The sequence below is a fragment of the Phenylobacterium sp. genome, assembly GCF_035569475.1.
In the GTDB taxonomy this organism is placed as follows: Bacteria; Pseudomonadota; Alphaproteobacteria; order Caulobacterales; family Caulobacteraceae; genus Phenylobacterium.
On the sequence record NZ_DATMNA010000087.1, the window covers coordinates 1 to 25,769 of the forward strand.

The 25,769-nt window shown below is 72.1% G+C and carries 26 protein-coding genes, 2 tRNA genes and 1 pseudogene; 13 read left to right on the forward strand and 16 right to left on the reverse strand.

Translation table 11 applies throughout. From position 1 onward, the window contains the following. The 5 genes and pseudogenes from VNW53_RS13015 to acs form a co-directional block, all read right to left on the reverse strand. Positions 1 to 1,310: pitrilysin family protein (locus VNW53_RS13015; protein WP_325556103.1), on the reverse strand; the 1,310-nt coding region annotated here is incomplete at its 3' end. Between the two features lie 102 nt (positions 1,311 to 1,412). Continuing rightward, a complete protein-coding gene (locus VNW53_RS13020) occupies positions 1,413 to 2,387 on the reverse strand; it encodes a small ribosomal subunit Rsm22 family protein (RefSeq protein WP_325556104.1) in 975 nt (324 codons plus the stop codon). Positions 2,388 to 2,397: 10 nt separating this feature from the next. Then, positions 2,398 to 2,943: an SRPBCC family protein gene (locus VNW53_RS13025; protein WP_325556105.1), complete on the reverse strand. Its 546-nt coding sequence runs from the start codon at positions 2,941 to 2,943 to the stop codon at positions 2,398 to 2,400. 64 nt (positions 2,944 to 3,007) lie between these two features. After that, complete coding sequence (locus VNW53_RS13030; protein WP_325556188.1) at positions 3,008 to 3,430, reverse strand: AMP-binding enzyme; 423 nt, start codon at positions 3,428 to 3,430, stop codon at positions 3,008 to 3,010. Continuing rightward, positions 3,404 to 5,281: pseudogene (gene acs, locus VNW53_RS13035) on the reverse strand (acetate--CoA ligase); the annotation flags it as partial. The gene VNW53_RS13030 and the pseudogene acs, both read right to left, overlap by 27 nt. A gap of 101 nt (positions 5,282 to 5,382) precedes the next feature. Here acs and VNW53_RS13040 point away from each other — a divergent pair. Beyond that, positions 5,383 to 5,946: a hypothetical protein gene (locus VNW53_RS13040; RefSeq protein ID WP_325556106.1), complete on the forward strand. Its 564-nt coding sequence runs from the start codon at positions 5,383 to 5,385 to the stop codon at positions 5,944 to 5,946. A gap of 53 nt (positions 5,947 to 5,999) precedes the next feature. After that, on the forward strand, positions 6,000 to 6,749 hold the full coding sequence (locus tag VNW53_RS13045) for a creatininase family protein (RefSeq protein WP_325556107.1): 750 nt from the start codon (positions 6,000 to 6,002) through the stop codon (positions 6,747 to 6,749). 26 nt (positions 6,750 to 6,775) lie between these two features. Here the strand turns inward: VNW53_RS13045 and VNW53_RS13050 are convergent, their stop codons facing one another. Genes VNW53_RS13050 through tsaD form a run of 4 tightly spaced genes read right to left on the reverse strand, consistent with a single transcriptional unit; the run spans position 6,776 to position 9,496 of the window. Then, the gene (locus tag VNW53_RS13050; RefSeq protein WP_325556108.1) at positions 6,776 to 7,135 is read right to left on the reverse strand and encodes a Rieske (2Fe-2S) protein; all 360 of its coding nucleotides are present in this window, start codon (positions 7,133 to 7,135) and stop codon (positions 6,776 to 6,778) included. Next, the gene (locus VNW53_RS13055; protein WP_325556109.1) at positions 7,122 to 7,406 is read right to left on the reverse strand and encodes a YciI family protein; all 285 of its coding nucleotides are present in this window, start codon (positions 7,404 to 7,406) and stop codon (positions 7,122 to 7,124) included. The genes VNW53_RS13050 and VNW53_RS13055 overlap by 14 nt, the downstream gene beginning before the upstream one ends. Next, entirely contained in the window at positions 7,407 to 8,393 is a 987-nt protein-coding gene (locus VNW53_RS13060) for an NAD(P)H-dependent glycerol-3-phosphate dehydrogenase (protein WP_325556110.1), read from the reverse strand. Continuing rightward, positions 8,390 to 9,496 (reverse strand): tRNA (adenosine(37)-N6)-threonylcarbamoyltransferase complex transferase subunit TsaD, encoded by a 1,107-nt coding sequence (gene tsaD, locus VNW53_RS13065; RefSeq protein WP_325556189.1) that lies wholly within the window; start codon positions 9,494 to 9,496, stop codon positions 8,390 to 8,392. The genes VNW53_RS13060 and tsaD overlap by 4 nt, the downstream gene beginning before the upstream one ends. Before the next feature lie 71 nt (positions 9,497 to 9,567). Between tsaD and hemC the strand changes: the two genes are divergently transcribed. Then, complete coding sequence (gene hemC / locus VNW53_RS13070; protein ID WP_325556111.1) at positions 9,568 to 10,530, forward strand: hydroxymethylbilane synthase; 963 nt, start codon at positions 9,568 to 9,570, stop codon at positions 10,528 to 10,530. Between the two features lie 125 nt (positions 10,531 to 10,655). Here hemC and VNW53_RS13075 read toward each other — a convergent pair whose 3' ends face one another. Further along, complete coding sequence (locus VNW53_RS13075) at positions 10,656 to 10,823, reverse strand: hypothetical protein (protein ID WP_325556112.1); 168 nt, start codon at positions 10,821 to 10,823, stop codon at positions 10,656 to 10,658. A gap of 87 nt (positions 10,824 to 10,910) precedes the next feature. Here VNW53_RS13075 and VNW53_RS13080 point away from each other — a divergent pair, with 87 nt between their 5' ends. The 7 genes from VNW53_RS13080 to VNW53_RS13110 all read left to right on the forward strand — a co-directional run bounded on the left by VNW53_RS13080 (position 10,911) and on the right by VNW53_RS13110 (position 16,106). After that, complete coding sequence (locus VNW53_RS13080) at positions 10,911 to 11,615, forward strand: uroporphyrinogen-III synthase (RefSeq protein WP_325556113.1); 705 nt, start codon at positions 10,911 to 10,913, stop codon at positions 11,613 to 11,615. Next, positions 11,612 to 12,481: a COG4223 family protein gene (locus VNW53_RS13085; protein WP_325556114.1), complete on the forward strand. Its 870-nt coding sequence runs from the start codon at positions 11,612 to 11,614 to the stop codon at positions 12,479 to 12,481. The genes VNW53_RS13080 and VNW53_RS13085 overlap by 4 nt, the downstream gene beginning before the upstream one ends. Further along, positions 12,478 to 14,004, forward strand: a complete 1,527-nt coding sequence (locus VNW53_RS13090) for a heme biosynthesis HemY N-terminal domain-containing protein (protein ID WP_325556115.1) — start codon at positions 12,478 to 12,480, stop codon at positions 14,002 to 14,004. Before VNW53_RS13085 ends, VNW53_RS13090 begins: the two co-directional genes overlap by 4 nt. Positions 14,005 to 14,056: 52 nt before the next feature. Next, positions 14,057 to 14,132 (forward strand) — tRNA-Thr (locus tag VNW53_RS13095). 132 nt (positions 14,133 to 14,264) lie between these two features. Further along, the gene (locus tag VNW53_RS13100) at positions 14,265 to 14,672 is read left to right on the forward strand and encodes a hypothetical protein (RefSeq protein WP_325556116.1); all 408 of its coding nucleotides are present in this window, start codon (positions 14,265 to 14,267) and stop codon (positions 14,670 to 14,672) included. A 37-nt stretch (positions 14,673 to 14,709) separates the two neighbouring features. Continuing rightward, positions 14,710 to 15,432 (forward strand): hypothetical protein, encoded by a 723-nt coding sequence (locus VNW53_RS13105; RefSeq protein WP_325556117.1) that lies wholly within the window; start codon positions 14,710 to 14,712, stop codon positions 15,430 to 15,432. A gap of 212 nt (positions 15,433 to 15,644) precedes the next feature. Next, entirely contained in the window at positions 15,645 to 16,106 is a 462-nt protein-coding gene (locus VNW53_RS13110; protein WP_325556118.1) for a hypothetical protein, read from the forward strand. A gap of 7 nt (positions 16,107 to 16,113) precedes the next feature. Here the strand turns inward: VNW53_RS13110 and VNW53_RS13115 are convergent, their stop codons facing one another. Further along, a complete protein-coding gene (locus VNW53_RS13115; RefSeq protein ID WP_325556119.1) occupies positions 16,114 to 16,857 on the reverse strand; it encodes a Sir2 family NAD-dependent protein deacetylase in 744 nt (247 codons plus the stop codon). Between the two features lie 217 nt (positions 16,858 to 17,074). Then, positions 17,075 to 17,380, reverse strand: coding sequence for a YggT family protein (locus tag VNW53_RS13120; RefSeq protein WP_325556120.1), 306 nt, complete (start codon positions 17,378 to 17,380; stop codon positions 17,075 to 17,077). A 131-nt stretch (positions 17,381 to 17,511) separates the two neighbouring features. Here VNW53_RS13120 and VNW53_RS13125 point away from each other — a divergent pair. Next, positions 17,512 to 17,587 (forward strand) — tRNA-Ala (locus tag VNW53_RS13125). A gap of 16 nt (positions 17,588 to 17,603) precedes the next feature. On the opposite strand, the gene VNW53_RS13130 is transcribed toward VNW53_RS13125, so the two are convergent. Together VNW53_RS13130 and polA are read right to left on the reverse strand one after the other, a co-directional pair. Then, on the reverse strand, positions 17,604 to 18,494 hold the full coding sequence (locus VNW53_RS13130; protein ID WP_325556121.1) for a DUF1206 domain-containing protein: 891 nt from the start codon (positions 18,492 to 18,494) through the stop codon (positions 17,604 to 17,606). 10 nt (positions 18,495 to 18,504) lie between these two features. Next, the gene (gene polA, locus VNW53_RS13135) at positions 18,505 to 21,381 is read right to left on the reverse strand and encodes a DNA polymerase I (protein WP_325556190.1); all 2,877 of its coding nucleotides are present in this window, start codon (positions 21,379 to 21,381) and stop codon (positions 18,505 to 18,507) included. Positions 21,382 to 21,690: 309 nt separating this feature from the next. On the opposite strand from polA, the gene VNW53_RS13140 reads away from it, so the two are divergent. Then, positions 21,691 to 22,071, forward strand: a complete 381-nt coding sequence (locus VNW53_RS13140; protein ID WP_325556122.1) for a VOC family protein — start codon at positions 21,691 to 21,693, stop codon at positions 22,069 to 22,071. Here VNW53_RS13140 and VNW53_RS13145 read toward each other — a convergent pair. Continuing rightward, positions 22,068 to 22,874 carry an isocitrate lyase/phosphoenolpyruvate mutase family protein gene (locus tag VNW53_RS13145; protein WP_325556123.1) on the reverse strand — a complete coding sequence of 269 codons (807 nt, stop codon included), beginning with the start codon at positions 22,872 to 22,874 and terminating at the stop codon, positions 22,068 to 22,070. The two genes, VNW53_RS13140 and VNW53_RS13145, sit on opposite strands and share 4 nt — an antisense overlap. A 138-nt stretch (positions 22,875 to 23,012) precedes the next feature. Between VNW53_RS13145 and recF the strand changes: the two genes are divergently transcribed. Next, positions 23,013 to 24,173, forward strand: a complete 1,161-nt coding sequence (recF, locus tag VNW53_RS13150; RefSeq protein WP_325556124.1) for a DNA replication/repair protein RecF — start codon at positions 23,013 to 23,015, stop codon at positions 24,171 to 24,173. On the opposite strand, the gene VNW53_RS13155 is transcribed toward recF, so the two are convergent. Beyond that, positions 24,128 to 25,735, reverse strand: coding sequence for a TonB family protein (locus tag VNW53_RS13155; RefSeq protein WP_325556125.1), 1,608 nt, complete (start codon positions 25,733 to 25,735; stop codon positions 24,128 to 24,130). The two genes, recF and VNW53_RS13155, sit on opposite strands and share 46 nt — an antisense overlap. Positions 25,736 to 25,769: the final 34 nt, after the last annotated feature.

The window sequence follows — 25,769 nt, forward strand, 5'->3', positions numbered from 1 at the left end:
AGGTTCGGGTCGAGGTAGGCCTTCGCCACCCGTTGCACGTCGGCGGCGGTCACCGCCTGCAGGTCGGCGAGTTCGGTGTTGGCCTTTGCCGCGTCGCCGTCGATGCGCAGGGCGTAGCCCAGGGCGAAGCCGCGGCCCTCAATGGTCTCGCGCTCGCGCAGCTTGCCGGTGATGAGCTGGTTCTTGGCGGTGTCCAGCTCGGCCTGGGTGGGCGGAGCGTCGCGCAGGCGCTGCACCTGGGCGAGCAGGGCGGCCTCGCCCTCCGCCAGGCTGTGGCCCGACGCCATGATCGCGCCCACCGCGAAGTTCCCGGGCTGGGCCGGCAGGTCGGCGTTGGAATAGACCTCGGCGGCGATCTGCTTCTCGTAGACCAGGCTGTCGTAGAGCCGCGAGGACTTGCCGGTCGACAGGATGGCGTCGAGCACCTTCAGGGCCGGCGCGTCGGGGTCCGACGCCTTGGCGCCCAGCCAGGTGATCGCCACCGCCGGCAACGGCACATTGGGGCCATAGCCTTCGTAGACCCCGGGCTTGAGGCGGCGCGGTTCGACGGCGGTGACGCGGCTGACCGGCTGGGCCGGGTCCTGGAGCGGGCCGAAATACTTGTCGATCCAGGCGTTGAGCTGGGCCTCGTCGAAGTTGCCGACCACGATCAGGGCGGCGTTGTCGGGCCGGTAGTAGGCCGCGTGGAAGGCCCGCACGTCGTCGAGGGTCGCCGCGTCCAGGTCCTCGATCGAGCCGATCCCGGGGCGATGATAGGGATGGGTCGTATAGGTCGCCTGCGGCAGGTAGAGCGAGAACAGGCGCCCGTAAGGCGAGGCCAGCACACGCTGGCGCAGCTCCTCCTCGACCACGTGGCGCTCGGACTTGAAATCCGCCTCGTCGACCACGAGCGTTCCCATCCGCTCGGCCTCGGCCCAGATCAGCCGCTCCAGGTGGTTGGCCGGCACGACCTCGTAGTAGTTGGTGTAATCGTCGGCGGTGGAGGCGTTGTTCAGCCCGCCCACGTCCTCGGTCAGCCGGTCGAAGCTTTCGGCCGGCAGGTCCTTGGTGGCCTTGAACATCAGATGTTCGAAGAGGTGGGCGAAGCCCGAGCGGCCGGCCGGGTCGTCCTTCGACCCCACGCCGTACCAGAGCTGCACCGTCACGTTCGGCGTCGCCCGGTCCAGCGAGGTGTAGACCTGCAGCCCGTTGGGCAGCGTCCGCTGATGGTAGACGATCGGCGGGACGACGCTGGCGGGCTCGGCCAGGGCCGGTGCGGCGAAGGCCAGGGTCAGGCTGAGGGCGAGGACGCTGAGGGTCGAGCGGGGCATGGACGGCTCCGAGAATAAACAGCCGCCATCCTTAGCACCGGCGCTCTCCGGAGGAAGCTTACGGCTTGGTCATCCGTTCCCCGGGGCGCTTCCCCACGCCGATTAGAGGACGTCGCCCCAGTCGAGGCGCCGGGCGAGCGCGTAGGCGGCCTTGTCGCGCCTGCCGACCAGCCGCACCTCGACCCGGCCGTCGAGGCCGCAGAGCTTGAGCGCGATGCCCGGCTTGCCGGTGCGCGGCGGGGCCAGGACCCGCGGGCGCGGCGGCCCGGCGGCGATCCCCGGGCGTGCGGCGATCAGGTAGCTGAACCGTTCGTCCTCAAAGGGGACCTCGCCGCCCTTGGCCAGGCGATGGTCGCGGCTGCGCGGCAGGCGGACATTGAAATGACACCAGTCCTGGCCGGTCAGCGGGCAGGCGGCCTCGTGCGGGCAGGGCGCCAGGATGGCCGCGCCGCCGGCGATCAGCGCCTCGCGCGCCGCCAGGATGCGGGCGTAGCCGGCCGGGGTTCCGGGCTCGACCAGCGCCAGGACGCCCTCGCAGGCGGCCCATAACTCGTTGATTGTCGAAATCTGCCTGTCGGGCGCGATCTCGGCCAGGGCGTAGCTGGCCACGACCAGGTCGGCCCTGGGCCACGGGCCCGCGGCGGTCAGGTCGGCGCGGCGGGCCTCGGCCGCGCGCAGCGCCGGCGGTCCGTCCGCCGCGAGCCGGACGGCCAGCTCGAGGAAGGGCGGGCTGGCGTCCAGCCATGTCAGCGATGCCAAGCCGGGCCAGGCCGCCATCGCCGCCCAGCTCGCCGCTCCGGTCCCCGCGCCGGCGTCCAGCAGGCGGCTCGGCGCAAAGCCCGGCGCCCGCGCCGCGGCCTCGGCGAACGCCCGGGCGCAGGCCGCGTAGGTCGCGGGCAGGCGGGTGAGCGCGTAGGCCAAGGCGTCCTCGGCCTCGCGGATCACGCCGGAGGACGGGCGGCCGGCGCGGTAGGCTTCCGACGTGCGCGCGGCGCGCTCCGCCAGCCCCTTGCGGGGCACGCCCTCCAGGGCGCGGTCCAGCGCCGTGCGCAGGGCGGCGGGCAGGTCGGGCGTCATGGCGCCCATTTCATGGGGTTCGAGCCATGGCCTCACGGCGCAGGGCCAGCAGCGCCATGGGCACGTCGTGGCGCAGGGCGATGCGCGCCACCCAGCCGGGCACGGCGAAGGGCGCGGCGACGCGCGCCTCGTAGGTCACCCGCACCTGGTCGCCGTGCGGGGCCAGGCGCCATTCGCCTTCCAGCACCTTCAGGTCTCCGTCGGTGCGGTGGAAAGCCATGCCGTCCGGCGGGTCGAAATCCTCGCGATAGACCGTGCGCACCGAGGGCATGAAGGTCATCCTGGTGATCTCCTCGCGGATGTCCCAGCGGCCCTGCGGATCGCGGTCCAGGATACGGCAGCTCTTCAGGTTGGCGACCATCTTCGGCGCCAGGTCGCAGTCGGTCATCACGCTCCAGACCACCGCCTGTGGCGCGGCCACGTCGATGGCGGCCAGGATCACCCCGGAGGACCCGTCGGGGCCGGGCTTGACTTCCACATAGGGCCGCCCGCGCTCCAGCGCCGCCTGCGCGCGTTCCGGCAGCTCGACGCCGAGCGCCGGAGCGGCGCCAAGCATGGCCCCTACCGCGGCGATGATGAAGGTCCCTCGCATCTCGCCAACAGGCTGCCAGGCGCCGGGCCTAGGCGCTCGCCGGGGCCTTCAGGAGTTCGTCGAGGACGTGCGGATTGGCGAGCGCGCCCGGATCGCCGAGGTCGGCCACGTCGCCGGCCGCAAGCTTGCGCAGCACGCGGCGGGCCAGGTGGCCGGACTTGCTCCTCGGAAGCTCGGACACGAAGCGGACGCGGCCGGGAACCGCCGCGGGTCCCACCTCGCGCCGCACCAGGCCCTTCAGCTCGGCCTCCAGGATGTCGGTGGCGGCCGTGCCCGGCGCCAGGACCACATAGGCGTGGACGCCGTCCGTCCCGGCGACGCAGGCGCTTTCCAGCACGCCGTCGAAGGATTCCAGGATCTGCTCGATCTCGCCGGCCGGGACCTTATGGCCGCCGACCGCGATGACGTCCGGGGCGCTGTCGTCGGCCCGGTTGCGAACCAGATCGTCCACCACGCTGGGATCGGCCAGGGTGGTCGTGTCGCCCAGGTTGCCCACGTCGCCCTCGGCGACCTTGCGCAGGATCCGGCGCATGATCTTGCCGGAGCGGGTCTTGGGCAGGCCCGGCGCGAACTGGATCACGTCGGGCGAGGCGAAGGGGCCGATCTCGCGGCGCACCCAGTTGCGCAGCTCCACCTCCAGGGCGGCGCTGGCGGCCACGTCGGCCTTCAGCGTCACATAGCAATAGATGCCCTGGCCCTTGACCTCATGCGGGTAACCCACGACCGCGGCCTCGGCGACCGAGGTGTGGCCCACGAGGGCGCTCTCGATCTCCGCGGTGCCCAGGCGGTGCCCGGAGACGTTGATCACGTCGTCCACGCGGCCGGTGATCCAGTAATAGCCGTCCTCGTCCCGCCGCGCCCCGTCGCCGGTGAAGTACTTCCCGGGATAGGTCGTGAAATAGGTGGCGATGAACCGCTGGTGGTCGCCATAGACGGTGCGCATCATGCCGGGCCAACTGTCGGTCAGGCAGAGGTTGCCGCTCACCGCGCCCTCCAGAACCTTGCCGTCGGCGTCCACCAGTTGCGGCTTCACGCCGGGCAACGGCTTGGCGCAGGAGCCCGGCTTCAGGGCTGTGGCGCCCGGCAGCGGGCTCATCAGGCAGGCGCCGGTCTCGGTCTGCCACCAGGTGTCGACGATCGGGCAGCGGCCTTCGCCCACCACGCGGTGGTACCAGAGCCAGGCCTCCGGATTGATCGGCTCGCCCACCGTGCCCAGCAGGCGGACGGAGCTGCGCGAGGTGCGGTTCACCGGCTCGTCGCCCTCGCGCATCAGGGCGCGGATAGCGGTGGGCGCGGTATAGAAGATTTCCACCTTGTGCTTGTCGCAGACCTCCCAGAACCGCGAGGAGGTCGGGTAGTTGGGCACGCCCTCGAACATCACCGTGGTCGCCGCATTGGCCAGCGGGCCATAGACCACATAGCTGTGCCCGGTCACCCAGCCCACGTCGGCGGTGCACCAGAAGACCTCGCCAGGCCGATAGTCGAAGACCAGCTCGTGGGTGTGGCTGGCCCAGGTCAGGTAGCCGCCGGTGGTGTGCAGCACGCCCTTCGGTTTCCCCGTCGAGCCGGAGGTGTAGAGAATGAACAGCGGATCCTCGGCGCTCATCGGCTCGGGATCGCACTGGTCGGAGACCGTGGCCTTGATCTCCGAATAGAAGACATCGCGGCCGGCGGTCATGGGCACCTCGGCCTTGGTGCGGCGGACCACGATCACGTCGCTGACGCCGGGGCAGGAACGCAGCGCCTCGTCGACGTTCTTCTTCAGCGGCACCGGCTTGCCGCCGCGCAGGCCCTCGTCGGCGGTGATGACGATCCTGGAATCGCAGTCCTGGATGCGCCCGGCGATCGAGTCCGGCGAGAAGCCGCCGAAGATCACCGAATGGATCGCCCCGATCCGCGCGCAGGCCAGCATGGCGTAGGCCGCCTGCGGGATCATCGGCAGGTAGATGGTGACCCGGTCGCCCTTCTTGACGCCTTTGGCCTTCAGCACATTGGCCATGCGGCAGACTTCGGAATGCAGCTGGCCATAGGTGATGTTGTCGCTGGTCTGGCCGTCGTCGCTTTCCCAGATGATCGCCGTCTGGTCGGCGCGCTCCGGCAGATGGCGGTCGACGCAGTTGACGGAGACGTTCAGCACGCCGTCGGCATACCAGCGCACCCGAAAGTCCTTGGCGTCGAAGGAGACGTCCTTCACCTGGGTGAACGGCTTGATCCAGTCGAGGCGGCCCGCCACGTCGGTCCAGTAGCCGTCGGGGTCGCTTTCCACCCGGGCGACGGCGGCGTCATAGGCCGCGGCGTTCATCCGGGCGTTCTTCGCCCAGGCCTCGGGAACCGGAAAGACCTCGTTGTCGGACACCTGAACACTCCGGAAGACGGCTTCTCACTGGAGTATGCGGAGAGGCCATGCGGGCGCAACTCCCGCCACTGGTCACGCTTGCCCGGAACGGCGGGTCCGGCCATGGTCGGCCGATGCAGACCCGGGGATTCGTGGCGGCGCTTTCGGCGCTGGCGTTCCTGCTCAGCGCCTGCGGCCTGGGCGAGCGCAGCGATGCGTCCAAGGCCATCGCGGGCTTCCTCGCCGCGGTCCAGCGGGACGACCTGACGGCCTTCGAGGCCGGCGTCGACCGCGCCGCCCTGCGATCGGACCTGCGCGACCAGTTGGCCGAGGTGGGCAAGTCGCGGGGCATGGACGTCGACGGCGGCGCCTCGGAGTTCGCGCTCGACCGGATGATCAGCCCGCAGGCCGTGCGCCTGGCCGCCGCCCAGACCGCGCCCGGCTGGCCCGCCGCGCCGACGCCCGCCCAGGTCACGCCGCGCATGAAGGTCCGCGACCTGAACCACGTCTGCCTGGAACAGGCGGCGACGAAGAAGTGCCTGCTGGAGTTCGCCCGGCGCAAGGGCGTCTGGCGCCTGGTCGGCATGCCCGCCCGGTCGGTCGCGGCCAACGCGCTGACCGGCGCGCCCTAGCCTCGCGGCCCCCAAACGCCTATGCGGGGACAGACGCCGACCACGAGGCTCCCATGCTGCTGCACCTCTCGACCTGGCAAGAGATCGAGGACTACCTGAAGCGCTCGAAGACGGTGGTGATCCCCATCGGCTCCAACGAGCAGCACGGGCCGACCGGCCTGCTCGGCACCGACTGGCTCTGTCCCGAGATCATCGCCCACGAGGCGCAGAAGACCGCCGACCTGCTGGTCGCGCCCACCTTCAACATCGGCATGGCCCAGCATCACCTGGGCTTCCCGGGCACCATCGCGCTGCGGCCCTCGACCTTCATGGCGGCAATCGGCGACTGGTGCCGCAGCCTGGGCCTCGCGGGCTTCGAGAAGCTCTACTTCCTGAACGGCCACGGGGGCAATGTCGCCACCATCGACGCGGCCTTCTCCGAACTCTACGCGGAGGCCACCTACGCCCGGCGCAACCGCGGCTTCGCCTGCAAGCAGAAGAACTGGTGGGAGCTGAAGGGCGTGATGAGCCTGGCCAACCGCCAGTTCCCCACCGGCCACGGCAGCCACGCGACGCCGTCGGAGATCGCCGTCACCCAGTGGGGCTATCCGGACGCCATCAAGTCGGCCAACTACGCGCCCCAGATCGCGCCCACGGGCCCGATCCGCGAAGCGCTGGACTTCCGCGCCCGCTACCCCGACGGCCGCATGGGCTCCGACCCGGGCCAGGCCACCCCGGACAAGGGCGGCGAACTGGTGAAGGCCGCCGTGGCGGGCCTGATCGAGGACGTGGCGGCGTTCAGTGCGGAAGTGGCGCCGGGCTGATCTTCCTTTCCCATGAATGGGAAAAATCACGCCGTGAACACCTCGCCGCCGCGGACCTCCACCGGCCAGGCGGTCAGGCGGTCGCCGACGCAGGGGGTAGTGACGCCCAGGCCCTGCAGGTTGAACAAGGCCCCGTGGCCGGCGCAGAGGATGTGGTCGCCGGCCCTGGTCAGGTAGCGGTCGTCGAAGCCCAGGGGCCAGCCGGCGTGCGGGCACTGGTCGACGAAGCCGCGCACCGCCTCGCCCTCGCGCACGAGGAAGCCCGCGAACAGCCGGCTGTCGGCCCGGAAGCGGAAGCCCCTGGAGCCGGGGTCGGCCAGGTCGGTCAGCGCGCAGAGGCGCTGGCCTGGGGCCGGCCGCGCGGGATTGTCCTCAGAGTTGACCAATGGATGCCCGGAAGCCGCGGATCTCGACCTGGCCGAACAGCCCGGCCTGCTGATAGGGGTCGGCGGCGTTGAACGCCTCGACCTGGGCGCGGTCCTCGGCCTCCAGGATGAACAGCGAGCCGGCCATGGCCTCGCCGTCGCCCAACATCGGCCCGGCCACCTTGATCATCGCGGCCCGGTCCCGCGCATAGGCCAGGTGCGCCTCGCGGGTGGCCATGCGCAGGTCGAGCGAATGGGGCTTGTCGAAACAGGCCAGGATGAAGAGCGCCATCTATTCCTCGCGTAGGGGTCGGGAGAGCAGGCCGCGGATGGCGTCGTCGACGCCGACCTCGCCGGCCAGGATCGCGGCGGTGGCCTCGCAGATCGGGGTGTCGACGCCGAGCTTGCGGGCGAGCTGGCGCACGGCGGGCGCGGTGGCGACGCCTTCGGCCACGGAGAGCTTGCCGGACAGGGCGTCGTCCAGAGACTGGCCGCGGCCGAGCGCCAGGCCGACGCTCATGTTGCGCGACTGCGGGCTGGAGCAGGTGAGCACCAGGTCGCCCAGGCCGCAGAGCCCTGCCACGGTCTCGGCCTCGCCGCCCAGGGCGACCGCGATCCGGGTCAGCTCGGAGAAGCCCCGGGTGATCAGGGCGGCGTGGGCGCTTCGGCCGAGGCCCCGGCCCTCGACGATGCCGCAGGCGATGGCCAGCACATTCTTCACCGCCCCGCCGGCCTCGGCCCCGATCATGTCGGTGGCGAAGTAGGGCCGGAACGTCGGCGTGGCGATCAGCTCGGCCAGATCCTCGGCGCAGCCGGGATCGGGACAGGCCAGGGTCACCGCGGTCGGCAGGCCGCGCGCCACCTCGCCGGCGAAGCTCGGGCCCGACAGGACGGCGGGCTGGGCGTGCGGCAGGGTCTCGGCCAGCACCTCGGTCATCAGCTTCAGGGAGCCCTGCTCGATCCCTTTGGCGCAGAGCAGGATGCGCAAGCCCTCGCGGGCGTGGGGGGCGAAGGCCGCGAGGGTCGCGCGCAGGTGCTGGGCCGGCGCCACGGCCAGCACCAGGTCGCTGCCGGCCAAATCGGCGAAGTCGCCGGTGGCGCGGATGCCGGCGTCAAGATCCACGCCCGGCAGGAAGCTGGTGTTCTCGTGGCTGGTGTTCACGGACGCCACCACATCGGCCTCGCGCGCCCAGAGCGTGGTCTCGAGGCCCGCCCGGGCGCAGACCTGGGCCAGGGCCGTGCCCCAGGCGCCGCCGCCGATCACGCCTGCTTTTGTCATGCCTTCGCGCCCTTGCGGCCGGGCGCGTGCGTCGGGTTGGCGCTGGCCGCGGCCTCATCCAACGGCCAGCGGGGCCGGGCGGCTGCATCCAGCGGGTCGGACATCCCCAGCGCCAGCCGCTCCGCGCCGGCCAGCGCGATCATGGCGGCGTTGTCCGTGCAGTAGGCGAGCGGCGGGGCGGTGAAGGAAAAGCCGCGCGCTTCGGCCACGGCCTGCAGGCGCGCCCGCACCGCCCGGTTGGCGGCGACGCCGCCCGCCACCACGAACCGAAGGCCTGGGCCCGCCTGCGCGGCGGCGTAGGCCGCCATGGCCCGGTCGCTGCGCTCGGCGAGCTGGGTGGCGATGGCGGCCTGGACGCTCGCCGCCAGGTCGGCCCGCTCGGCGTCGGTGGTCAGGCCCTCGGCCAGCCGCGCCGCGGCGGTCTTCAGGCCCGAGAAGGAGAAGTCGCAGTCCTTGCGCCCCAGCAGCATGCGCGGCAGCTCGAAGCGGCTCGCGTCGCCGGTCGCCGCCAGGGCCTCGAGCGCCGGGCCGCCGGGATAGGGCAGGCCGAGCGTCTTGGCGATCTTGTCGAAGGCTTCGCCGGCCGCGTCGTCGATGGTCGAGCCCAGGCGGCGGCAGGCCCCGACGCCCTCCACCGCCAGGAGCTGGCAGTGACCGCCCGAGACCAGCAGCAGCAGGAAGGGATAGTCCACCCGCGCCGCCAGGCGGGCGGAGACCGCATGGCCCTCCAGGTGGTTCACGGCCGCCAGCGGCAGGCCGCGGGCCAGCGCAATGGCCTTGCCGAAGGACAGGCCCACCATCACCCCGCCGACCAGGCCGGGGCCGGCGGTGGCCGCCACGCCGGTCAGGGCGTCGAACCCGACGCCGGCCTCGCGCAGGGCCTCGGCTGCGATGGCGTCGATGCTCTCCACGTGCGCCCGCGCCGCGATCTCCGGAACCACCCCGCCGAACGGGGCGTGCGCGGCGATCTGGCTGGCGATCACCGAGGACTTGACCTCGACCGCGCCGTCCGGTCCCAGGCGCACCACGGCCGCCGCGGTCTCGTCGCAGCTCGTCTCCAGGCCCAGGACCAATTGGGGGACGGTTTGGGTGTCGGGGTTCATCCGGTTGCCGGGGGGCGCCGGCTCCTGTAGCAGGCGCATCTTGAAGTCCCCTCCGAGGTAGCCCTCCGCCCGTGCCCACGCAACCACCTGTCCGGATCGGCGCGCGCGGCTCCAAGCTCAGCCTGGCCCAGGCTGGCCACATGCAGCGGCGCATCGCCGCCGCCCTCGGCGCCGACCCGGACAAGCCCGCCCAGGTCGAGGCCGCCGCCCCGCTGATCGTCATCACCACCACCGGCGACCGGGTGCAGGACCGCCGCCTGCTGGAGATCGGCGGCAAGGGCATGTTCACCAAGGAGATCGAGGAGGCCCTGCTCGACGGCCGCATCGACTGCGCCGTCCATTCGCTGAAGGACATGCCGGCCCTCGTGCCCGACGGCCTCTGCATCGCCGCCATCCCGGAGCGCGAGGACCCGCGCGACGCCTTCCTCAGCCTGAAGGCCGAGCGGCTGGAGGACCTGCCCCTCGGCGCGGTCCTGGGCACCGCCAGCCTGCGCCGCCAGGCCCAGATGCTGCACCGCCGCCCCGACCTCGACGTCCGGATGCTGCGCGGCAACGTCGACACCCGGCTGGCCAAGCTGGCGGCCGGCGACGCCGACGCCATCCTGCTGGCCTATGCGGGGTTGAAGCGCCTGGGCCTGGGCGACCGGGCGCAGAGCCTGATCGACCCGATCGAGTGCCCGCCGGCGCCGGGCCAGGGCGCGCTCGCCATCGAGACCCGGGTCGGCGACTGCGACGCGGCCTGGGTGCAGGCGATCAGCCACGCGCCCACCACCATCGCCGTCGCGGCCGAGCGCGGGGCGCTGGCCGCCCTGGAGGGGTCCTGCAAGACCGCCATCGGCGCCCACGCCTGGTTCGAGGGCGCGCACCTGAAGCTGATCGTCGAGGCCCTGTCGACCGACGGCCAGAGGCGCTTCCGTCACGCCGGCGAGGCGGACATGACCGAACTCGCCGACCCCCAGGCCTCGGCCCGCGACCTCGGCCTGTCCCTGGGCCTGGCGGTCAAGGCCGACGCCGGCGACGCGATCGAGATCTAGGGCGGCCGCCTCTGCAAGGCTGTCATCCCGGTTTCGCGACGCGAACACCGGGACCCACAGGCAAATCCGACCGCCATGGACTTAAGGCGCCGTCTTTCAGGGCTTCATGAGCTGACGCATCAGCTCTACCGCGACATCCACGGCTTCGACTTCGACGACGACCGCGCCGCAGCCGCCTGTTCGCGCTGGAACTTGCCGCCGCGCGGCGGCTTGGGGCGCGCCGCGATAGCCGCCTTCTTCAGGCGCAGCGCCCGCTGGATCGGGGTCTCGTCGGGGCGTTCGTCGTCGGTCATGGCGCGGTCCTGGAGGCGGGTCCTTGAGTGCGATTGCCCCGTAACACGGTTTGCAGAAGGTTAAGGCTCTGGCGCACAAGATGGGGCATGGCACGCCGACGACAAAGGATCTGGATCACCCGCGCCCAGCCGGGCGCCGACGCCACCGCCGAGCGGGTGCGGGCGCTGGGGCATGAGGCGGTCGTCGCCCCGTTGCTGGTCGTGCGCGCCCTGCCGGACGTGCAGATCGACCTCGGAGGCGTGGCCGCCCTGGCCTTCACCAGCGCCAACGGGGTGCGCGCCTTCGCAGACATCAGCGCCGAGCGGTCCTTGCGGGTCTTCGCGGTCGGCGCGGCGACCGCCCAGGCGGCGCGGTCGGCGGGGTTCAAGCTGGTGCTCTCGGCCGACGGCGACGTGGAGGCCCTGGCGGAGGGCATCGGCCAGCGGCGCGGTGAGTTGCGCGGCGTGGTGCTCAATCCCAGCGCCGCCGAGCCGGCCGGCGACCTCGTGGGCGCGCTGGACAGGCAGGGCGTCCCCGCCCGCCGCGTCGTGCTCTATGAGACCGTCCCCCTGAAGTTGGAAGACGAGGCCGCGGCCCAACTGACGACCTGCGACGCCGTCCTGCTGCACTCGCCGCGCGCCGCCCAGGTGCTGGCGGCCCTCTTGAAGACCCGTCCGGCGCCGAAGCTGCGGGCGCTGGCCCTCTCCAAGGCGGTGCTCAAGCCCCTGCTGCGGGCCAAGCTGGGCGCCAAGGTCTTTCCGTCCATGCCCCTCGAAGGGGCGTTGCTGAATCTGATAGACCGCAACCCATGATCCCGCCCACCGACGCCCCCGACTTCTCCGCGCCGAAGGATCCGGCCGACTATCGCCCGCGCCCGCTGCTGGGGGTGACCTTCTGGGCGATGATCGCGCTGATGCTGCTCTGCGTCCTGGCCGGGGTGGCGATCGCCAACTTCGGGCCGAAGTGGTTCGGGCCCAGGCCCTTGGCGAGGCCGGCCGCCGAGGCCCCGCCGGCCGCCGAGCCCGCGCCCGCAGCGCCCGCCCCCAGCGCGACGCCCGCCGTCGCCGCCGCGCCCGCCGCGCCCTCTGCGGACGTGGCGAGGCTGGGCGCCCGCGTGGCGACGCTGGAGACCCAGCAGACCCACGCCTCCCAGGCCGCCGCCGCCGCCCTGGCCGCCTCCGCCGTGGTCGAGGCGACCCAGGGCTCCGGCCCCTTCGCCGACGAGCTGTCCAGCCTGCGCGCCATTTCCCCGCCCGCGCCGGAGCTGCAGGCGCTGGCCCGCCTGGCCGCGGCCGGGGCGCCCAGCCGCACGGCGCTGGCCGCCAGCTTCCCCGACTACGCCGCCCGCGCCGCCAGCGCCGCCCGCGCGCCGGGCGAAAAGGCGGGCCTGGGCGACCGCATCGTCTATGAGCTGTCGCGCGTCGTGACCCTGCGCCGGGTGGGCGATGTGGCCGGCGACGGGGTGGACGCCGTCCTGGCCCGCGCCGAGCGGCAGGTGGAGGACGGCGACCTCGACCGCGCGCTGCGCACCCTCGACAAGCTGCCGCCCGGGGCCAAGGACGCCATGGGCCCCTGGCGCAACCGCGCCGAGCGGCGCGCCGAGATCGACCGCAACGCCTTCGCGCTGCGCGCCCGGGCCCTGCAGACCCTGGCCAGCGAGGCGAGGGGCGGCGCATGATCCGCGCCAGCCTCACCATCCTGATCGTCGCGGCGGCGGCCGTCGCGGCCCTGGCCCTGACCGGCGACGCCGGCCGCGCCAGCGTGGTCTGGCTGGGCTGGCGCGCCGACATGACCGCGGCCGTGGCGGTGTTGATCGTCCTGTTCGGCGCCCTCCTGACCACCGTCTTCTGGCGCACCCTCCTGTGGATCCTGGCGGCGCCGCAACGGGCCGCGCGCGCCCGCGCCGAGGCGCGGCGGCGGCAGGCCAACGACACCCTGACCCGTGGCTTCCTGGCGGCGGCGGCCGGCGACGGCTCGGAGGCCCGCAGGCTGGCGCAGAAGGCCGCCGACCTCGCCGACGAGACCCCGGGCCTGGTCCGCATCCTGGCCGCCCAGGCCGCCGAGGCCGCGGGCGACGCGCCCGCCGCCCAGGCCGCCTACACCGCCATGCTGGGCTTCCCCGACATGCGGCTCGCCGGCCACAAGGGGCTGATGCAGCTCGCCCTGGCGCAGGGCGAGCGCGAGACGGCGCTGCGCCACGCCCAGGAGGCCTTCAGCGAGACCCGCAGCGCGCGCTGGGCCTGGCGCGCCTTGCTGGAAGCCCGCCTCTCGGCCGCCGAATGGAGCGCGGGCCTGGAGCTGGTCAAGAACGCCGCCGACCGCAAGATCGTCCCGCCGGTCACCGCCGAGCGGGCCCGCGCCGCCCTGCTGGCCGCGCTCGCCGCCCAGCTTTCCGGCGCCCCGGAGCCCAAGGCCCGCGGCCAGGCCCTGGACAGCGCCGTCGAGGCCGCCAAGCTGCAGCCGGGGTTCGCGCCCGGCGTGGTGATGGCCGCGCGCCTGCTGGCCGAGGACGGAAAGCTCGGCCGCGCCACCGCGGTGCTGGAAAACGCCTGGAAGGCGGCGCCGCACCCGGCGCTCTGGCTCGCCTTCCGCGACCTGAAGACCAACGAGACTCCGGCCGAGCGCGCGCGGCGGCTCACCGAGCTGGCGGCCCAGAACCCCAGCCACCGCGAGAGTCGCATCCTGGGCGTCGAACGCGCCCTGATCGTCGGCGACGCCGCGGGCGCGGGCCTGGCCATGGCGGCCCTCGACGCCGAGCCGGTGACCGCGCGGATCGCGGGCCTGCGGGCGCGGGTCGCCTACGCCTGCGGCCAGCCGGACGAGGCGCGGCTGTGGCTGGCCCAGGGGATGAACGCCCCGCCGGAGCCCGACTGGTCCGATCTCGACCCCGAGGGCCGCGCCTTCGCCTACCAGACCGCCGACTGGGCCCGCCTGGTGATCACCTACGCCGAGACCGGCGAGCTCATCCACCCGCGCCACGAGCGCCGCGAGCGGACCTTGAGCGAACTGCCGGAGCTGCCCATCGCCTACGCCGACGCGGCCGCCTTCCTCAGCCCCGACGGCGGCGCCCAGGCGCTCTTTTCCCATGACGAGCAGGGCTATGAGGACGAGGAGGCCGCCGCCGCCGAGCCCGCGCCGGCCCCCGGTCGAAGACGCCGCGGCGCCAGCCGCTTGGCGAGCGCGCCGAGAGCCGCTAAATAGGCGCTCCTTCGCGCCCGGCCTCTCGGGCTCGGCCGGAATCCAGGCCCGATGGGCCGCCTTAGCTCAGCCGGTAGAGCGGCGCATTCGTAATGCGTAGGTCGGGTGTTCGAGTCACCCAGGCGGCACCACCCTTCCGACGCCCCGCGCCGAACCGGCGGGGCGGGACGGCCCTGAACCCAAGAACTTGCATCTGAAGCTCCGCCCTGGGAACCGCCGTCGCCCACGCGCGCTCCGCTGGCTCTCCAGATGAAGGATATCCCATGAAATCCCTTTCCACTGCGCCGATCGCGGCCGCGATCGCGCTGTCGCTGCTGGGCGCCTGTTCGAAGCCGGCGACGCCCGTCGCGGACACCGCCAACGCCGCCAACACGGCGACGGCCAATGCGGCGGACGCCACCGCCAACGCCGCCAGCGGCGGCGGGGTGGTTTCCCCGCCGCAGAGCAACGGCGCGGTCAACACCGACGCCAACAAGACCTCGGCCGACGTCGCCTCCGCCTCCAACTCGTTCACCCAGGGCCAGGCGAAGGGCCACATCGAGAACGCCGGCTACACCGACGTCGGCAATCTGGTGAAGACACCGGACGGCATGTGGACGGCGACCGCCAAGATGTCCGGCAAGCCGGTCAGCGTCACCGTCGATTTCAAGGGCGCCGTCACCGCCAAATAGGGCTGCGGCCCACCCACAATCGCCAGGAGGAAAGACCATGGCTCAAGCCATCACACGCCTATTCGACCGTCACGAGGACGCCGTCGCCGCCGTCCGCCAACTGGAGCAGGCGGGCATACCGCATGAGGATATCAGCCTGATCGCCAACAACGCCGACGGCCGCCACCGGCTCGACGGCGACCACGCGGGCGACGGCGCCGCCAAGGGCGCGACCACGGGCGGCCTGGTCGGCGGAGGCGCGGGCCTGCTGGCCGGCCTCGGCATGCTGGCCATTCCCGGGCTTGGGCCCGTGGTGGCCGCCGGCTGGCTGGTTTCCACCGCCGTCGGCGCCGCGATCGGCGCGGCCGCCGGCGGGGCCACCGGCGGTCTGCTGGGCGCGCTTAAGGATGCGGGGCACACGGAGGAGGAGGCCCACGTCTACGCCGAGGGCGTCCGCCGCGGCGGCACGCTGATCAGCGTCAGGCCGCGCAACGACACGGACCGTGCGACGGCGGAGCGGATCCTGGCGGAGCAGCGCGGCGTGGACGCCACCGAGCGCGGCGCGGCCTATCGCGCGGCCGGATGGCAGAGCTTCGATCCCGCCGCCGCGCCCTACAGCGCCGACCAGATCGCCCGTGAACGGAGCAGCTTCGCCGAGGGCCGCTCCTTCGCGGACCGCGAGCCGATGACCCCCGGGGACAGCATGCGGACCGAACCCCGGGACGGCAGCCCCGCCGACCCGATGGCGCGGCCGACGGACCCGACGCTGCGGGACCTCTGAGACCCACGGCAAGCCAGACGACGCCGGCGGCCCCGACAGGCCGCCGGCGTTTTCTCGGCCGCTTTCCCAGCCCCGTCGCCTTCGGGCGCTGTAGCCAGGCCTCGGAATGCGGGTTACCGCCGGTCAGGCGGGCCTCTATAGAGTTGATCCGAGTGCGGTCCCGCGCGTTTGCGGCTGGGGCCAGGGCCTTTCCCCCGTTTCGAGGTATTCCGATGCAAGCCTTTCCCGCGCCGTTGCTCCTGGCGGCCCTCGTCGCGGCCGGATCGCCCGCGGCCGCGGCCACGGCCGTTCACCCCGCCGCCGCCCATGCGCCGGCCAAGTCCGAGGGGGTCTCCTCCGACGTCCGCTGCCTGCTGACCATGGCCCTGCTCAGCCAGGACAAGGCGCGCCAGCAGCCGGCGCTGATCGGCTCCTATTTCTTCGCCGGGCGGATCAGCGCCCGCGCCCCGGGTCTCGACCTGCCCGCCGCCGTGAAGGCGGAGGAGGCCAAGTTCACCAAGAACGACCTGCAGCCCGAGCTGACCCGCTGCGGCGGCATGATCCAGGCCGCGGCGGCAAGCCTGCGCAACAGCTTCGCCGGCCCTGGCGGCCCGCCGCCCGCCGCGCCGGGCGCCGCGCCCGCGCCGGCCCCCGCGCCTCTCGCGCCGCCGCCGGCCGCCGCGCCGCCGAAATAGGCGCTCCTCAGTTCGCCGGGACCGCGCCGCTCATCGTCGGGCCGATCTCGTCGTGCAGCACCAGGTCGGCGAAGCCGTCCAGGTCGGTGGGCTCGCGGTTGACGATGGCCAGCCGCGCGCCGTTGCGCTTGGCCAGCAGCGGGAACCCCGCGGCCGGATGCACCACCAGGGACGAGCCCAGCACCAGGAACGCGTCGCAGGCCAGGGTCGCGGCCTCGGCGCGGGCCATGGGCTCGGCCGGCATGGCCTGGCCGAACGAGATGGTCGCGGTCTTCACCAGCCCGCCGCAGCGGCGGCAATAGGGGATCTCGCCGGCCTTCAGGAAGCTCTCCTTCAGCTCGGCCAGCTCATGCCGCTCCTCGCACTCCAGGCATTTGGCGTAGCTGGCGTTGCCGTGCAGCTCGATCACCCGGTCGGCGGGCACGCCTGAGTCCTGGTGCAGGTTGTCGACGTTCTGGGTGATCACCGCCACAGCCTTGCCCTGAGCCACCAGCCGCGCGACGGCGTAGTGGCCGGCGTTGGGCTCGCGGCCGGTCCAGCCGGCGCGGCCGGAGAAGGCCCGCTCCCAGGCCTCGCGCCGCCGCGCCGGGTCGGAGACGAAGTCCTGGAAGTAGATCGGCTTCATCTTGCTCCACACGCCGCCGGGGCTGCGGAAGTCGGGGATGCCGGATTCGGTGGAGATGCCCGCGCCGGTGAACACCACCAGGCGGCGGGCGTCGGCGATCAGGCGGGCGAGATCGGCGCGGGACATGGCGCATCTTGGCGCCCGGCGGCGCGGTCAGCCAGAGGCGGTGGAGGGGGAGGAAGGTGGCCGGCCCGACGTTGGTCGGGGGGATGCCAGGGTGTCGCCGGGCCGGCTCTTGATCGCTCCGGCGGGGGGAAGGCCGAAGGATCGCAAGCCTAAACCGACGCCTGTCCGATAGGTTCCGAACGCCGGTCGGAATTCGCTCGGCCCGTCGGGGCCGGGCCTAGTGAAGGACTGCGATGATCGGCCCGAACGCCAGCGGCAGCAGGAACTGGCGGATCCCCTGGATGACCAGCAGGACGATGATCGGGCTGATGTCGACCCCGCCGATCGGCGGAATCACCTTCTGCACCGGCCGCAGGATCGGCCGGGTCAGGGCGTCCAGGAAGCGGGCGACATTATAGACGAACTGGTTGCGCAGGTTGATCACGTCGAAGGCCACCAGCCACGACAGGATCGCGCTGATGATGATCGCGACCACCAGCAGGCCCAGCAGCCCGTCGACGATGAAGTAGAGGAAGGAGCCCATGGCGCGGTTCTAGCGGGCTTTGCGGGGCTGGCAAGGCCGAGCTGTCGCCGCCGCGGCGATCGCGCGCGCCGCAGCGGCTTGACAGAGGCGGGCGCAAAAGGGTTATTCCGCGCCTTCCTGGGTCTTCCCTGGGGGCCGTAGCTCAGATGGTAGAGCGCCTCGTTCGCAATGAGGAGGTCAGGGGTTCGATTCCCCTCGGCTCCACCAGGACCCCCCCAATCCGCTAATCCTGCAGCGCCGCCTCCGGGCGGATGGGGCGGTACCAGGCCTCCACGAAGGCGAAGGCGCCGAAGGCCGCCACGCCCAGGGCGACCAGCGCCAGCACCCCGTCGCCGAACACCTGCGAATGCAACGCCCAGAGCGCGCTGCCCACGTCCCGGGCCTCGGCGGCGCGCTGGTGCCAGCCGGCCCGCAGCATGAAGAAGCCCACCGGCATCATCGCCACGCCCCGCCCGAAATAGCCCACCCGGGCCAGGTTGCAGGCCCAGCGGGTCACGTTCGGCTGGCATTTCAGGGTCGAGCCGAAGTTGTCGACAAAGGCGCGCACGGCGTTGCCGGCGCCGCAGGCCAGGATGAACAGGCCCAGGGCGATCACCAGTTTCGGCCCCAGCGGCCAGGCCATGACCGTGGCCACCCGGTCGCTGGTTTTCTCGACCTCGGCGTGGCGCAGGTCGTGCAAGGTGTCGATCAGCCCGAACACCGACACGGCCAGGCTTCCGTAGATCAAGCCGCTGATCGCCTGGCCCAGGCGGCTGGCGGCGGCCTTGGCGCCGGAGCCCTGACGGTCGGCGTCGAAGAGGGATTGCAGGGCCCGCCAGCCCGCGAAGCCGTAGAGCCCCAGGCCCGTCAGCCACAGGAGCGCCACGCCCGGCGGCCACCGGGCCCAGGCCTTCAGCGCGTCCAGGGTGTCGGCCGGGCGGGGCGCCAAGCCCGCCGCCGCCAGCAGGGCGATCAGGCCGACGCTCAGGTAGACGACGCCGCGGGCCATGTAGCCCAGCCGCGCCGCCATCTCGGCCGCCGCGGCCCAGGGCTGGGTCGCAAAGCGCCGGCGCAGGCGGCTCAGAACCCGGCTCCCAGGCCGTTCCGGCGAGATCGCGGCGGCCTCTCCGGCCATCGATGAGTCCCTAATGGGCGTCGTCCCAATTGGCCGCCGCGCGCGCGTCGACCACCAGGGGAACGGTCAGGGCGACCGCAGGCTCCGGAGCCTTCTCCATAATTCTGCGCGCCACGGCGATCACGGCGTCGGCTTCGGCCTCCGGCGCTTCGAAGATCAGTTCGTCGTGCACCTGCAGCAGCATCTTCGCCGTCAGGCCTGCGTCGCGCAGCGCGGCCGGCATCCGCACCATGGCCCGGCGGATCACGTCGGCCGCCGCGCCCTGGATCGGCGCGTTGATCGCGGCGCGGTCGCCGAAGGCCCGCTCGGCGGGGGATTTGCCCTGGGCGGCGGGGATGTAGATCTTGCGGCCGAAGACGGTGGTGACGAACCCCTCGGCGCGCACCTGGCGCTGCATGCGGTCCATGTAGGTGCGGATGCCGGGGAAGCGCTCGAAATAGGTCTTGATGTAGGCCCCGGCCTCTTCCCGCGGGATCGAAAGCTGGTTGGCGAGGCCGAAGGCCGAGATGCCGTAGACGATGCCGAAATTGATCGCCTTGGCGCGCCGTCGGGTCTCGGCGGGCATGCCTTCCACCGGCACGCCGAACATTTCCGAGGCGGTGAGTGCGTGGATGTCGATCCCTTCGGCGAAGGCCTTCTTGAGCTGCGGGATGTCGCCGATGTGGGCCAGCAGGCGCAGCTCGATCTGCGAATAGTCGGCGCTGATCAGCACATGGCCCGGCTCGGCGATGAAGGCCTTGCGGATCTTGCGGCCTTCCTCGGTGCGGACCGGGATGTTCTGAAGGTTGGGGTCGGACGAGGCCAGGCGCCCGGTGGTCGCCGCCGCCAGCGAATAGGAGGTGTGCACCCGGCCCGTCTTCGGATCGATCGCGGCCACCAGGTTGTCGGTGTAGGTGCCCTTCAGCTTCGAGAGCTGCCGCCAGTCCAGCAGGATGCGCGGCAGTTCGTGCCCCTGGGCGGCCAGGTCCTCCAGCATGGAGGCGTCGGTGGACTGCGCCCCGGTGGCGGTGGTGCGGCCCGACGCCAGGCCCATCTCGCCGAACAGGATGTCGCCGATCTGCTTGGGCGAGCCCAGGTTGAAGGGCCGTCCGGCCACCCGGTGCGCCTCGGCCTCCAGCTCGCCCATGCGCACGGCGAAGTCGTTGGAGAGCAGGCGCAGGCGCTCGGGGTCGACCTTGACGCCGGCCAGCTCCATCTCGACCAGCACCTTGGGCATCGGCCGCTCGAGGGTCTCGTAGACGGTCAGCAGCTTCTCGTGGCTGAGGCGGGGCCTCAGGTGCTCGTAGATGCGCAGGGTGACGTCGGCGTCTTCCGCTGCGTAGCAAGTGGCTGACTGCAGTTCCACGTGCTTGAAGCTCTTCTGCCCCTTGCCGGAGCCCGCCACGGTCTTGAAGCTGATCGGCTCGTGGTCGAGCAGGCGCTTGGACAGCTCGTCCATGCCGTAGCTCTTGTGCAAGCCCCCCTCCAGGGCGAAGGCGATCAGCATGGTGTCGTCGATCGGCCCGACCTCGATCCCGTAGCGGGAGAGGACGGCCATGTCGTACTTGCCGTTCTGCGCCACCTTCAGGACTGCGGGGGATTCCAAGAGCGGCTTCAGCCGCGCGAGCGCCTCGTCGATCGGGATCTGGTCGAGGGCGGCCGGGGCCTCCAGCAGCAGCCCGCCCTCCTGCTCGTGCTCATGGCCGAGCGGGATGTAGCAGGCCTCGCCCGGCGCGGTCGCCAGCGATACGCCGCAGAGGTTGGCGGCGGAGGACGACAGGGCGTCGGTCTCGGTGTCGAAGGCCACCAGCCCCTTGGCGAACGCCTTGGCGATCCAGGCGTCCAGCGTCTCGACGTCGCGGACGCATTGGTAGGCGGTGACGTCGATGGCCCCGTGCTTCGGCGCTTCCGGCGCCTTGGTCTCCGAAGGCGTCGGCGTGGCGGTGGGCGCGGCCCCGCCCTGGGCCTCGGCCACCCGGCGCGCCAGCGTGCGGAACTCCATCCGGTCGAGGAAGCCCGCCAGGATCTGGGCGTCGGGCTCGGCCACCGCCAGCTCGTCGACGGGGCTGGGCAGGGGCGTGTCGCAGTCGAGCTGCACGAGCTGGCGCGACAGGCGGATCTGGTCGGCGAAGTCGATCAGGGTCTGGCGGCGCTTGTCCTGCTTGATCTCGCCGGCGCGGGCCAGCAGCGTCTCCAGGTCGCCGTACTCGTTGATCAGGGCCGAGGCGGTCTTGACGCCGATGCCCGGCGCGCCCGGCACGTTGTCGACCGAGTCCCCGCACAGGGCCTGGACGTCGACCACCTTGTCCGGCGTCACCCCGAATTTGTCGAACACCTGCTCGGCGCGGATCACCAGGTTCGGGGTCTTCATGGTGTCGAGCATGGAGACCTTGGGGCCGACGAGCTGCATCAGGTCCTTGTCCGACGAGACGATCACCACCTCGCCGCCGGCGTCGCGCACCTTGCAGGCGTAGGCCGCGATCAGGTCGTCGGCCTCGTAGCCGGGCAGCTCCAGGCAGGGCACGCCGAACGCCCGCGTCGCATCGCGCACCAGCGGGAACTGCGGGATCAGGTCCTCCGGCGGCGGCGGGCGGTGGGCCTTGTACTGGTCGTAGAGCCTGTTGCGGAAGGTCTCTTCCGAATGGTCGAAGATCACCGCCAGGTGGGTCGGCGCCTCGGACGAGGCCTTCATGTCCACCAGCAGCTTCCACAGCATGTTGCAGAAGCCCGCCACCGCGCCCACCGGCAGGCCGTCCGACTTGCGGGTCAGCGGCGGCAGGGCGTGGAAGGCCCGGAAGATGAAGCCTGAGCCGTCCACCAGATAGAGCCGCACGTTCGGCCCGTCCTGCGTCGGTTCGCGCGGGATCTCGTCGAGCGTCTGCGGATCGGCGTCGAGGGTGTCGGTCATGGACGGCAAGATAGGACCTCGCGGACGTGAGGTCACCCGCCAGAAGGCCGCCCACGGGCAGGTTTCGACGCCCCCTCCGTCTCGTCGCGTTCCGCGCCGATCCACCTCCCCCGCGCTCTTCGGCGCAGGGGAAGGAGCGACAGCTCTCGCGCCTCTCCTGAAGGGAACACTTCGGGGGAGGTGTCGGCGCAGCCGACGGAGGGGGCGCGGCACGGCCAAGGAATGATGCTGATCGGCCCCAGGATTGCCACCGCCGCGAACTTCCCGCACATCCGTCGCCAACTGCACGCCAACTGAGGAAAGCGACCGATGTTCTCGCATATCATGATCGGCACCAACGACCTGGACCGCGCCAAGTCGTTCTATGACGCCGTCCTGGGGACCCTCGGCGTCCCGCCGGCGATGGTCGACCGCCACCGCATCTTCTACCGCACGCCCAGCGGGGTGTTCTCGGTGTCCCTGCCGATCAACGGCGAGCCGGCCACGGCCCCCAACGGCGGCACCATCGGATTCGCCTGCGCCTCTCCGGACCAGGCCGACGCCTGGCATGCGGCGGGCCTCGCCGCCGGCGGCACGACCTGCGAGGACCCGCCGGGCGTCCGCGAAGGCGCCAACGGCAAGATGTACCTCGCCTATCTGCGCGACCCGGACGGCAACAAGCTCTGCGGCCTGCACCGCATGGCGAGCTAGCTGAACCGCTTGTTGAGGTTGCCCAGGCCGTCGGGATCGCCGGCGAAGTTGTCGGCCTTGCCGTCGGCCAGGTAGCCCGCGACCGCCTTGGCGAGGCGGGCGTAGACCGCGCGGAACGCCCCGCCGCCGGAGCTGACCCGGCGCACGCCCAGCGCCTGAAGCTGCTCGGCGCCCGGCAGGCCCGCGACCAGCATCATGTTCAGCGGCAGGCGGATCTCATCGGCCAGGCGGCCGATCAGGTCGGCGTCGCTCGGCCCCGGCACGAAGATCCCGCTGGCCCCGGCGTCGCGGTAGCGCTCGGCCCGCGCCGTGGTCTCGACATAGGCCGCGTGGCCCTCGGCCAGGCTCTTCAGGTAGACGTCGGTGCGGGCGTTGATGAACAGGGCGACGCCGGCCCCGTCGGCGGCCTTGCGCGCGGCCTCGATCTTGCGCGCGTGCAGGTCCGGGTCGCGCCGGCCGTCCTCCAGGTTGATCCCCACGGCGCCGACGCCGATCACCGCCCGGATCGTCTCGGCCAGCCGGTCCAGGTCGTCGGTGTAGCCGCCCTCGATGTCGGCGGTGACCGGGACCTTCACCACCCGCGCCACCGCCTGCACCGTTTCCAGCAACAGCGGCAGGGGCAGGATGTCGCCGTCCGGATAGCCGTGCGCCCAGGCCACCGCGGCCGAGGAGGTGGCGACGGCCTTGGCGCCGGCGTCCTCCATCACCGCGGCGCTGGCCGCGTCCCAGGCGTTGGGCAGGATCAGGATGCCCCCGGTGTGATGCAGCGCGCCGAACGCCTCGGCCTTGCCCTTCTGGTCCATGGTGTCCCTCCGCTTGGCTTCCCGAGCCTAGACGTAAGGTGGCGCGCGTCGGTGACAACCGCTGGCGGAAAGCGGACGTCGACGCTGGCCTCGATACCGACTTTTCGTGTCGCCCGCGAAACCCTGTAGAACGCCGCCGTGACCGCCACGGCCCCCTTTCGCCAGACTTTGGCCCGCCTGACCCTGACCGACTTCCGCTCCTATGCGCGGGCGGACCTCGTTCTGGATGGGCGCCCGGTGTTCCTCGTCGGGCCGAACGGGGCGGGGAAGACCAACCTGCTGGAGGCGGTCAGCCTGTTCACGCCGGGACGGGGCCTGCGCGGCGCGAGCCTGGCCGAGGTCGGCCGCCGGCTGCCGGGCGAGGCGGTGGGCCGGGCCTGGGCCGTCTCGGCGATCGTCTCCGCCGGTGGAGAGGAGACGCAGCTCGGCACGGGAACCGGAGAGCCCGGCGCCGCGCGACGCACGGTGCGGATCGCCGGCGAGACGGTGCCGCCGGGCCGCCTCGCCGACCACCTGCGCCAGGTCTGGCTGACGCCGGCGCAGGACCGCCTTTTCCTGGAAGGCGCCTCGGACCGCCGCCGCTTCTTCGACCGCCTGGTGTTCGCGGCCATCCCGCGCCACGCGGCCCACGCCCAGGCCTATGAGCGGGCGCAACGCGAACGCATGCGCCTGCTGACCGACGAGGCCCAGGCGCCCGACGCCGCCTGGCTCGACGCCCTGGAGGCCCGCCTCGCGGAGGCCGGCGCCCTGATGGCCGAGGCCCGCGCCACGACGCTCGCCGCCCTGCAGGCCGAGATCGACGGCCGAGGGGAGCGCCCTTTCCCGCAGGCCCGGCTGTCGCTGACCGGCGAATGGGAGCAGATGGCGCTCGCTGGCGCGGAGATCGCCGATATCGAGGTGAAGCTGGCCCAGGCGCTGGCCGCCGCCAGGCCCCGCGACGCCGCCGCCGGCCGCGCGCTCACCGGCCCGCACCGGGGCGATCTGGCCGTCATCCACGCCGAAAAGGACCGCCCGGCGGCCGAATGCTCGACCGGTGAGCAGAAAGCGCTGATCCTCAATCTGGTCCTGGCGCAAGCTGCCCGCCTGGCCCGCGCCAAGGCCTCGCCCAGCCCGATCCTGTTGCTCGACGAGGTCGCTGCCCACCTGGACGCCCGGCGTCGCGGCGCCCTGTTCGACGAGATCGAGGCGCTCGATCTGCAGGCCTTCCTCACCGGGACCGATGAGCACCTGTTCGAAGGGCTCGCGGGGCGGGCTCAGGGTCTCGGGGTCGAGGGCGCGGAATTGACGGTGCTCGGCTGAGCGGGTGGGGGGATGGAGCAGTCTCGGGTCTTGCAGAACTCGGCGTGGGCCTCGTCTCGAATCTTGTAGGTGACGAATGCCTGGGCGGCGGCCAGGGCGAGGGCGAGTTCCTTGCTCCGGCTCTGCTCCGCCTTGCCTCCCGGCGTCGCCGCGAAGTCGGCCCGCGCCTGCAATTGCGCCTCGGTATAGGCGGTGGACAGGTTATCGATCGATTGTTGGAGGTAGTCGGCCAGCGCCTGCCGGGTCGCGGTGCGATAGGCGTCCACTGCCGCGTCATAGACCTTGGGATCGGAGCCCTTCGGCGGATTGGTCGCAAAGTCCGTGGCCTGAAGCTCGGTTTCCAGCCTGCCGGTTTCGCCGACCTTGTCAGTGGCTCCGATCTGCCGCGCCAGGGCGGCGGCGCGGGTGGAACCAGGTTTCACGTGGAAGGACTCAGACGGCGGCGCGGCTGGAAACCCCACCCGGACCGTCGCCTTGCGCCCGGCTGCCCCGGCGCCGAGCTGGATCGGGTTCAAGAGAAAGGCGTCGGTCACCTTCAAGGCCGCCGCGCCGTAGCCGAGCCCGATCGGGCTCTCTTCGTCGATGGAGCAGTCGGTCAGATTGCCTTGTTCCCCGACCTTGCAGGTCAAGCGCACAAGGCCGTTCAAGCCAAGCAGGCCCGCGAGTCGCGGCTGGGCCTGCGCCAAGGCTGTCGCGCTCGGCTGGGCCGCCCACTGCGGATTGTCGATCCGTGTGGTGTCGCGCGGATCGGCCGCCTGCCAGACGCGCTGGACGTCGGCGGCCGAGCCGCAAGCCGTCTTGGCGCAAAAGGCGGCATGGGCCAGGGCCGCGACGCTGCGCTGGTATTCCTTCACGATCTGAAATTGGACGGTCGTGAAGGTCTCGTTGGCCTCCTTCTGGTCGCCGGCTACGGACTGGTAGTCAGCGATGGAAGCCAGCTCGGTCTCGCTGAACACCGACGCGAAGGCTCGAGCATAGACGCTGCGGAAATCGTCCCGATGGGCGAGGCTGGCGCGACGGTATGCCTCGGCGGCGGCGCGAGCGATCGCCCTGTCGGCGCCCATGCTTTCCATCTGTTTGGCATGCTGTTCATAGGACGCTTCATTGTTGTCGAGCGCCTTGCTCGCATCGACCAGCCGATAGGCTTGCTGCGCCGCGGCATCCGACAGCGGCGCCGGCGGCTCGGCCGCCGACTCGTTGCGCGGCGCGTTGAACCGTATCGGGATGTTGATCCCGGCGCCGTCGACCGGCTGTCCGTTGAGCGTCTGCGGCCTCATCTGAAATTCGGCGCTTAGACCGATCGCTGCCTGGCCGAAGCCCAGCGCCGCCGGCCGTTCCATGCCGACGCTGCATTCCGACAGGTAGCCGTCCCGTCCCACCTTACAGTGGATGACCGCGTAACCGGAGACGCCCAGCTCACTCGCGAGAGGCGGGTAGTACCGCGAGTAGGCGCCGGCGTCCGGCTTAACGATCCAGTCGGGGTGCGTGATGATCGGCGGCGCGGCGCCGGCATGGCTTGCGAACGCGAAGAATCCTGCGGCGACAGCTAGTCGCAATCTCATGAGCGCCTCCCCCGGCAAGCCCGCGCAGTCTAGC